The organism is Streptomyces hyderabadensis, assembly GCF_020404845.1.
Lineage (GTDB): Bacteria > Actinomycetota > Actinomycetes > Streptomycetales > Streptomycetaceae > Streptomyces > Streptomyces hyderabadensis.
The window spans coordinates 32,982-39,724 of the sequence record NZ_JAIOJZ010000061.1 but is presented as its reverse complement, the minus strand read 5'-3'; the positions used below and the strand labels follow the sequence as shown (position 1 = coordinate 39,724).

The window sequence follows — 6,743 nt, the reverse complement described above, 5'->3', positions numbered from 1 at the left end:
GCGGGCGCAGGTGAGCCGGCTGGTCTCTTACCTGGCTGACCGGCCAGGGCTGCATCCCTCGGACGTGGGGCTGTCGCTTGGCACGACGCGTGCGGCGCTGGAGTACCGGGCCGCGGTGGCCGGGACGAGCAGGGACGAGCTGCTGGCCGCTTTGGAGAGTGCTGTTCCCGAGCGGCGGATGTCGGGCGGGACGGCGTTCCTGTTCTCTGGACAGGGCGCCCAGCGGCTGGGGATGGGCCGGGAGTTGTACGCCTCGTTCCCGGTGTTCGCGGAGGCGTTCGACGCGGCCGTGACGGAGCTGGACCGCTATCTGGAGTGTCCGTTGCGGGAGGTGGTGTGGGGTGAGGACGCCGCGTTGCTGGAGCGGACGGTGTTCACGCAGGCTGCTCTGTTCGCGTTCGAGAGCGCCCTGTTCCGGCTCTGGGAGTCGTGGGGTGTCACGCCGGATGTACTGGTGGGCCACTCGATCGGTGAGCTGACGGCTGCGTATGTGGCCGGGGTGTGGTCGTTGGAGGATGCGGCGCGCCTGGTGGCGGCGCGGGGCCGGTTGATGGACGCATTGCCCGAGGGTGGTGCGATGGTCGCGGTCGAAGCCACCGAAGACGAGGTCGCACCGCACCTGGGCGATGAGGTGTCGTTGGCAGCGGTCAACGCACCGGGCTCGGTGGTGCTGTCAGGTGAGGAGAAGGCCGTCCTGGCGGTGGCGGAGCAGTTCGCCGACCGTCGCACCCGCCGTCTGCGGGTCTCCCACGCCTTCCACTCCCCGCTGATGGAGCCGATGCTGGCCGACTTCGAGACGGTCGCCCGTGAACTCGCCTACAGCGAGCCGCGGTTGTCGATCGCTTCCACCGTCGCGCCCGACGCCGATCTCACCGATGCGGCGTACTGGGTGGGCCAAGTCCGCGCCACGGTGCGTTTCGCGGACGCGGTGACGGTTGCCGCCTCCGAGGGGGTGACCCGGTTCCTGGAGGTCGGTCCGGAGGGTGTGCTGTCGGGTGTGGTGCCCGCGTCGGTGCCGGACGGGCGGACCGTCGTGGTGCCGTCGGTGCGGCGCGGGCAGGGCGAGGGTGTGGGCGTGGCGGCGGCGGTGGGTGCACTGGCCGTGTCCGGCGTCGCCGCGGACTGGGCCGCGTTCTACGCCGGTACCGGGGCCCGGCGGGTGGACCTGCCCACCTACGCCTTCCAGCGCCGGCACTACTGGATCGCCCAGGAGGCCGACCACCGCGGCGCCGATGGCTTCGGGCTGGACGTCGTACCGCTGGCCGGTGCCGACGGGCTGGTGCTGACCGGGCGCCTGTCGACGGCCACCCACCCGTGGCTCGCCGATCACCAGGTGCTGGGCACCGTGCTGTTCCCGGGCACCGGCTTCGTCGAGATGGCGCTCCAGGCGGGAGGCGAGGTCGGCTGTGACACGGTCACCGAACTCTCCCTGCACGCACCGCTGGTGATTCCGGCGGACGGCCAGGTGCAGGTGCAGGTCAGCGTCGGTTCCCCCGACGAGGCCGGGCGCCGCGAGGTCACCGTCCACGGCCGTACGGGAACCGAACCCTGGACGCTGCACGCGCTCGGGGCGGTTGCTCCCGCGGCACCGGGGGAGCCGTCCGGACCGGCGGAGTGGCCCCCGGCCGGGGCGGAGCCCGTCGGGACCGAGGGGGCGTACGACTGGCTGGCCGACCAGGACTACGTGTACGGACCGGCGTTCCAGGGACTGCGGCGCGTGTGGCGGCACGGGAACGAGCTGTTCGCGGAGGTGGTCCTCCCCGAGGGCACCGATCCGGCCGGATTCCACCTGCACCCGGCCCTGCTCGACGCGGTGCTGCACGCCTCCCTGGTCGAGGGGGCGGACCAGGAGCGTCCCGCGGTGCTGCCGTTCGCCTGGACCGGGGTGTCCCTGCACGCGGTCGGGGCGACCCGGCTGCGGGTCCGGATCACGCGGCTCGACGACGGCGGACTCCGGCTGGCCCTCGCCGACGACGAGGGCGCCCCGGTGCTCACCGTCGGCGCGGTGCTCGGCCGGCCCGTGGACCCGCAGCGGCTCACGGTGACCGGTGGCGGCCATGACGATCTCTACCGTCTCGACTGGCGGGAGGCGTCCGGTGCCCAGGCCGCACAGCCGTCCGCGGTCGAGGTGTACGAGGCGGGAGGCGCCGACGGCGTCCACCAGGCCGTGCACGGGGCCCTGGAGCGGATCACGCGCTTCCTCACCGAGGCCGAGGCCGAGCCCGGTGCCCGGCTGCTCGTGGTGACCCGGGGAGCGGTGGCGCTGCCCGACGGGCCGCCCACCGACCTCGCGGGCGCCGCGGTGTGGGGGCTGGTGCGCTCGGCCCAGTGGGAGCACCCCGACCGGTTGGTGCTCGCCGACGTGGACGGCCCGGTGGACCCCGCGCAGATCCTCGCGGTCGGCGAGCCGCAGGTCGTCGTCCGGGACGGAGCGGTCAGGGTGGCGCGGCTGTCCCGCCTGCCCGTCGCGGAGGAGGACGTGCCGTCCTCCCGGTTCGACGGCGAGGGCACCGTGCTCGTCACCGGCGCCACCGGAGCGCTCGGTGCGCTGGTGGCGCGGCACCTGGTGCGCGAGCACGGAGTACGCGAACTGCTGCTGGTCGGCCGACGCGGGGCGGCGGCCCCGGGAGCCGAGGACCTGCGGGCCGAGCTGACCGGGCTGGGGGCCGAGGTGACGTTCGCGGCCTGCGACGTCGCCGACCGGGACGCGCTGGCGGACCTGCTGCGCGGGGTCCGGCTCACCGGTGTCGTCCACGCGGCCGGGGTCGTGGACGACGGCCTGATCGACGGGCTCACCCCCGACCGGGTCGACGCGGTGCTGGCGCCCAAGGCCGACGCGGCCAGGCACCTGCACGAGCTGACCCGCGAGCAGCCGTTGGGCGCGTTCGTGCTCTTCTCCTCCGCCACCGGAACCCTCGGCAACGCCGGGCAGGCCGGGTACGCGGCGGCCAACGCCTACCTGGACGCCCTGGCCGCCCGGCGTCGGGCCGAGGGGCTGCCCGCGCAGTCGCTGGGCTGGGGCATGTGGACGGAGACCGGCGGCATGGCCGGTGCGCTGAGCGAGGCGCAGTTGCGGCGGGTCGGCCGTACCGGCATGCGCGGCCTGTCCGCGGACCGGGGCCTGGACCTGTTCGACCTCGCGGCCCGGCAGGCCGAGCCCGCCCTGGTCGTGGCGGCGCTGGACGTCAGGGCGATGGCCGGGGCGGCGGGTGAGGCACCGCCGGTCTTCCGGGAGCTGCTGCCGGCCGGCCGGGTCCGTCGTACGGCGAGTGCGTCGGCCGGTGCGGACGGGGCGCTGCGGCGCAGGCTGGCCGGGCTGGACGCCGAGACCCGCCGTGCCGAACTGTCCGACCTGGTCCGGACGGTCGCGGCAGAGCTGCTGGGCCACGCCGACAAGGAGGCGCTGGACGCCGAACGCGACTTCCTGGAGTCGGGGTTCGACTCCCTGACGGCGATGGAGCTGAGGACCGCGCTGGCCCGGACCACCGGGCTGGACCTGCCCCCGATGGTCGTCTTCGACAGCAAGAGCCCGGCCGGGCTCGCCGAACGGCTGGGCGAGGCGTTCGAGGAGCAGGCGGACGGCCCGAGGCCCGAGCGGTCCACCGGCGCGGCGGGGGAGTCGGCGGACGAGACGCTGGGCGGGATGTTCCGCACGGCGGTCCGGTCGGGGCAGAGCGCCGCGGGATTCGCGCTGCTCCAGGCGGCCGCGGCGATCCGGCCCCGGTTCACCGCGGACGAGGCCGGCGAGCACGCCTCGCGGGCCGGCGCCCTCGCGGACGGTCCGGCACCCACCCGGCTGATCTTCCTCAGTACGCCGATGGCGACCGGCGGCATCCAGCAGTTCGCCCGGCTGGCCGCGGCGTTCAGCGGTGTCCGGCCGGTGTCGGCGGTGCCGCTGCCGGGCTTCGCCGCGGGTGAGAGTCTGCCCGCCGACGGATCCGCCGCGGTGGCGGCGCTGGCCGAGAGCGTGCTGCGGGTGGCCGACGGCGGGCCGTTCGCGCTGGCCGGCTACTCCTCGGGCGGCGCCTTCGCGCACGCCGTGGCCGCCCATCTTCAGACGCGGGGCGTGGAGCAGGTCGCCGGTGTCGCGATGCTGGACACCTTCCCCGTCGAGCGGGACTCCGCGTCCGGGGTGCCGCTGGACGAGCTGGCCCACGGGCTGCTGGCGAAGGAGGCCGCGTTCGGCGGGTTCGAGTCGGCCCGGCTGACCGGGATGGCCGTGTGGGGCGAGGCGATGTTCGACCTGCCGCCCGGCGAAGTCACGGCCCCCGTCCTGTTCGTGCAGTCGGCCGAGCCGTTCTTCGACGCCCCCGAGGGCGACACGAGCTGGCAGGCGCGGCCGTGGCGGGCGGAGCACACCGCCGTCACCGTGGCCGCCAACCATTTCACGCTGGTGGAGGAGAAGGCGGCACTGACCGCCGAGGCCCTGCGCCGGTGGATCGAGACGAGGGAACAGAGGTGAGCATGGCCCCCCGACCGAGTGCCCAGGGCACGGTGCCCTTCGGCGAGTGCCGTACCTGGTACCGGGTCACCGGAGACCTGGACTGCGGCCGTCCGCCACTGGTCGTGGTCCACGGCGGACCCGGCAGTACCCACGACTACCTGCTGGCCGTCGCGGACCTGGCCGAGCAGGGCTGGCCGGTGGTCCACTACGACCAGCTCGGCAACGGCGGTTCGACGCATCTTCCGGACCGCGGCGCGGAGTTCTGGACCGTGCCGCTGTTCCTGGTCGAGCTGGACAACCTGCTGCGCGCCCTGGGGATCGCCGACGACTACGTGCTGTTCGGCCACTCCTGGGGCGGTCTCCTCGCCGCCAAGCACGCCTCCAGGCGCCCGGCCGGCCTGCGGGGCCTGGTCGTCGCCGACTCCCCGGCGTCGTACCCGCTGTGGCGGCAGGAGATGAAGGCGCTGCGTGACGCGCTGCCGCCGGGGGTCAACGAGACGCTGCTGCGCCACGAGGCGGCCGGCACCACCGACAGCGACGAGTACAAGGCGGCGATGATGCCGTTCAACGAACGGCACGTCTGCCGGCTCAAGCCCTGGCCGCGGGAGTACCTGGCGTCGTACTACGAACTCTCCAACGACCCCACCGTGTACTTCACGATGAACGGCCCGAGCGAGTTCCACGTCGTGGGGACACTGCGGGACTGGTCGGTCGAGGACTGCTGCCCGGACATCGAGGTGCCCACCCTGGTGATCTCCGGCAGGTACGACGAGGCCACGCCGGCGACGGTACGCCCGTACGCCGAGCTGATCCCCGACGTCCGGTGGGAGATGTTCGAGGAGTCCTCCCACGTGCCGCACCTGGAGGAGCCCGAGCGGTTCCAGCGGGTACTCGCCGGTTTCCTCGGCGGGCTGCGGGAATAGGGGCGCCGTTAGGGGGCGATCGGGGTTATTCGACGGGCCGGGTGCTTGCAGACTCGGGCGCATGCAGAGCGATTCCCGGCCCGTCGAGGCCGTCGTGTTTCCGGGAATGGGTCCCTTCGCATTCGCGGACGTGGCCCGTTTCCTGCTCATCGACCGGAAGGCGCGGGCCCTGGTGGCCCGTGCGGACGCCGTTCTCGGCTACTCGCTGATCGACCGCTACCGGGAATCCGAAGGCGATTACAGCGAGGACGCGCAACTCGCCTTTCTGGTGAGTTCCCTGGCACTGGCGGGCTGGGCCGAGGAACACCTGGAAATGGCCCCGGCGTTCGCCGCCGGCCCGAGTTTCGGTGCCATGGCCGCGGCCGTGCACGCCGGTGCCCTGGGCTTCGCCGACGGCGTGCGGATGGTCTCGCGCCGGGCGCGCTGCCTGGAGGAGTACTTCGCCGCGCACCACACCGACCTGGTGACCCAGTCCTTCGCCCGGCTGCCCCGGGAAGCGCTCGACGAGATCCTCGGCGAGCTGACCGAACGGGGCGAGTGGTACGAGGTGTCCTGCCGGGTCGACCACGACCTGGCGATGCTGACCGTGCGCGAGGGACTGCTCGACGAGCTGGACCGGCGCATCCGGTCGCTGGGCGGACTCGCGCTCTACGCCATGCGCCCGCCGCTGCACTGCGGGATCTTCGGACCGCTGCGCGAGCTGGCCGAGGAGCGCGTCTTCGCCGGCCTGGAGTTCTCCGACCCGGCCGTCCCGCTGGTCGCCGACCAGGACGGCGCCCAGGTGCGGGACGCGGCGGGGGTGCGGCGGATGCTCCTCGACGGCTACGACCGTCCGGTGCACTGGCCGCGGGTGGTCGACACGCTGCGGGCGGCGGGCGTGCGACGGGCGTACGTGACGGGACCCGACCGCCTGTTCGGCCGGGTGCGCCGCACCACGGACGCGTTCGAGGTGGTGCCGGTGGACGGGCGCAGGGCGCTCCGTCCCCGCGCCCGCTCAGCGGCCGCGAGGACGGGCGCCCCCGCCCGGTGAGACCCGTCCGCCGGACGGGTCAGGCGACCCGCGGCCGCAGCTCCTCCAGCGCGCCCCACAGCGAGGCGGGCGTGGCGAAGGTGGCCGGCGTCAGGGCGTCCTCGGTGAACCGCACCCGGTAGGAGTCCTCCATCGAGTTCAGCAGCTCCACCTTCCCGAGCGAGTCCAGGCCGAGGTCGCGCAGCTCGGCGTCGGCGGCGAGCTGCTCGTCCGTGCCGAGGAACGGCAGGTAGTTGCGCAGGATCTGCTCGAACTGTTCATCCCACATGTCGGCTCCGCATCCGTGACCTGTCTGACGCCCTCATCGCAGCCGGGCGCCCCCGCCGCGGGCAACCCTTACCGCCCC

Annotated in this window: 4 protein-coding genes; 3 read left to right on the top strand and 1 reads right to left on the bottom strand. The window is 74.0% G+C overall.

Features of this window, described 5'->3' with window-relative positions; all coding sequences use genetic code 11:
* Positions 1 to 64: 64 nt before the first annotated feature.
* The 3 genes from K7854_RS32125 (at position 65) to K7854_RS32115 (ending at position 6,397) form a co-directional block, all read left to right on the top strand.
* Positions 65 to 4,462: a type I polyketide synthase gene (locus tag K7854_RS32125; protein WP_226030079.1), complete on the top strand. Its 4,398-nt coding sequence runs from the start codon at positions 65 to 67 to the stop codon at positions 4,460 to 4,462.
* A 2-nt stretch (positions 4,463 to 4,464) separates the two neighbouring features.
* Positions 4,465 to 5,367, top strand: a complete 903-nt coding sequence (locus tag K7854_RS32120) for a proline iminopeptidase-family hydrolase (RefSeq protein WP_226030078.1) — start codon at positions 4,465 to 4,467, stop codon at positions 5,365 to 5,367.
* Between the two features lie 61 nt (positions 5,368 to 5,428).
* Entirely contained in the window at positions 5,429 to 6,397 is a 969-nt protein-coding gene (locus K7854_RS32115) for an ACP S-malonyltransferase (RefSeq protein ID WP_226030077.1), read from the top strand.
* Between the two features lie 19 nt (positions 6,398 to 6,416).
* Here K7854_RS32115 and K7854_RS32110 read toward each other — a convergent pair whose 3' ends face one another.
* Positions 6,417 to 6,665, bottom strand: a complete 249-nt coding sequence (locus tag K7854_RS32110; RefSeq protein ID WP_226030076.1) for a phosphopantetheine-binding protein — start codon at positions 6,663 to 6,665, stop codon at positions 6,417 to 6,419.
* Positions 6,666 to 6,743 lie beyond the last annotated feature (78 nt).

Coding starts and splice junctions, on each gene's coding strand:
- K7854_RS32120 (WP_226030078.1), top strand. CDS start 4,465: ATGGCCCCCCGACCGAGTGCCCAGGGCACGGTGCCCTTCGGCGAGTGC.
- K7854_RS32115 (WP_226030077.1), top strand. CDS start 5,429: ATGCAGAGCGATTCCCGGCCCGTCGAGGCCGTCGTGTTTCCGGGAATG.
- K7854_RS32110 (WP_226030076.1), bottom strand. CDS start 6,665: ATGTGGGATGAACAGTTCGAGCAGATCCTGCGCAACTACCTGCCGTTC.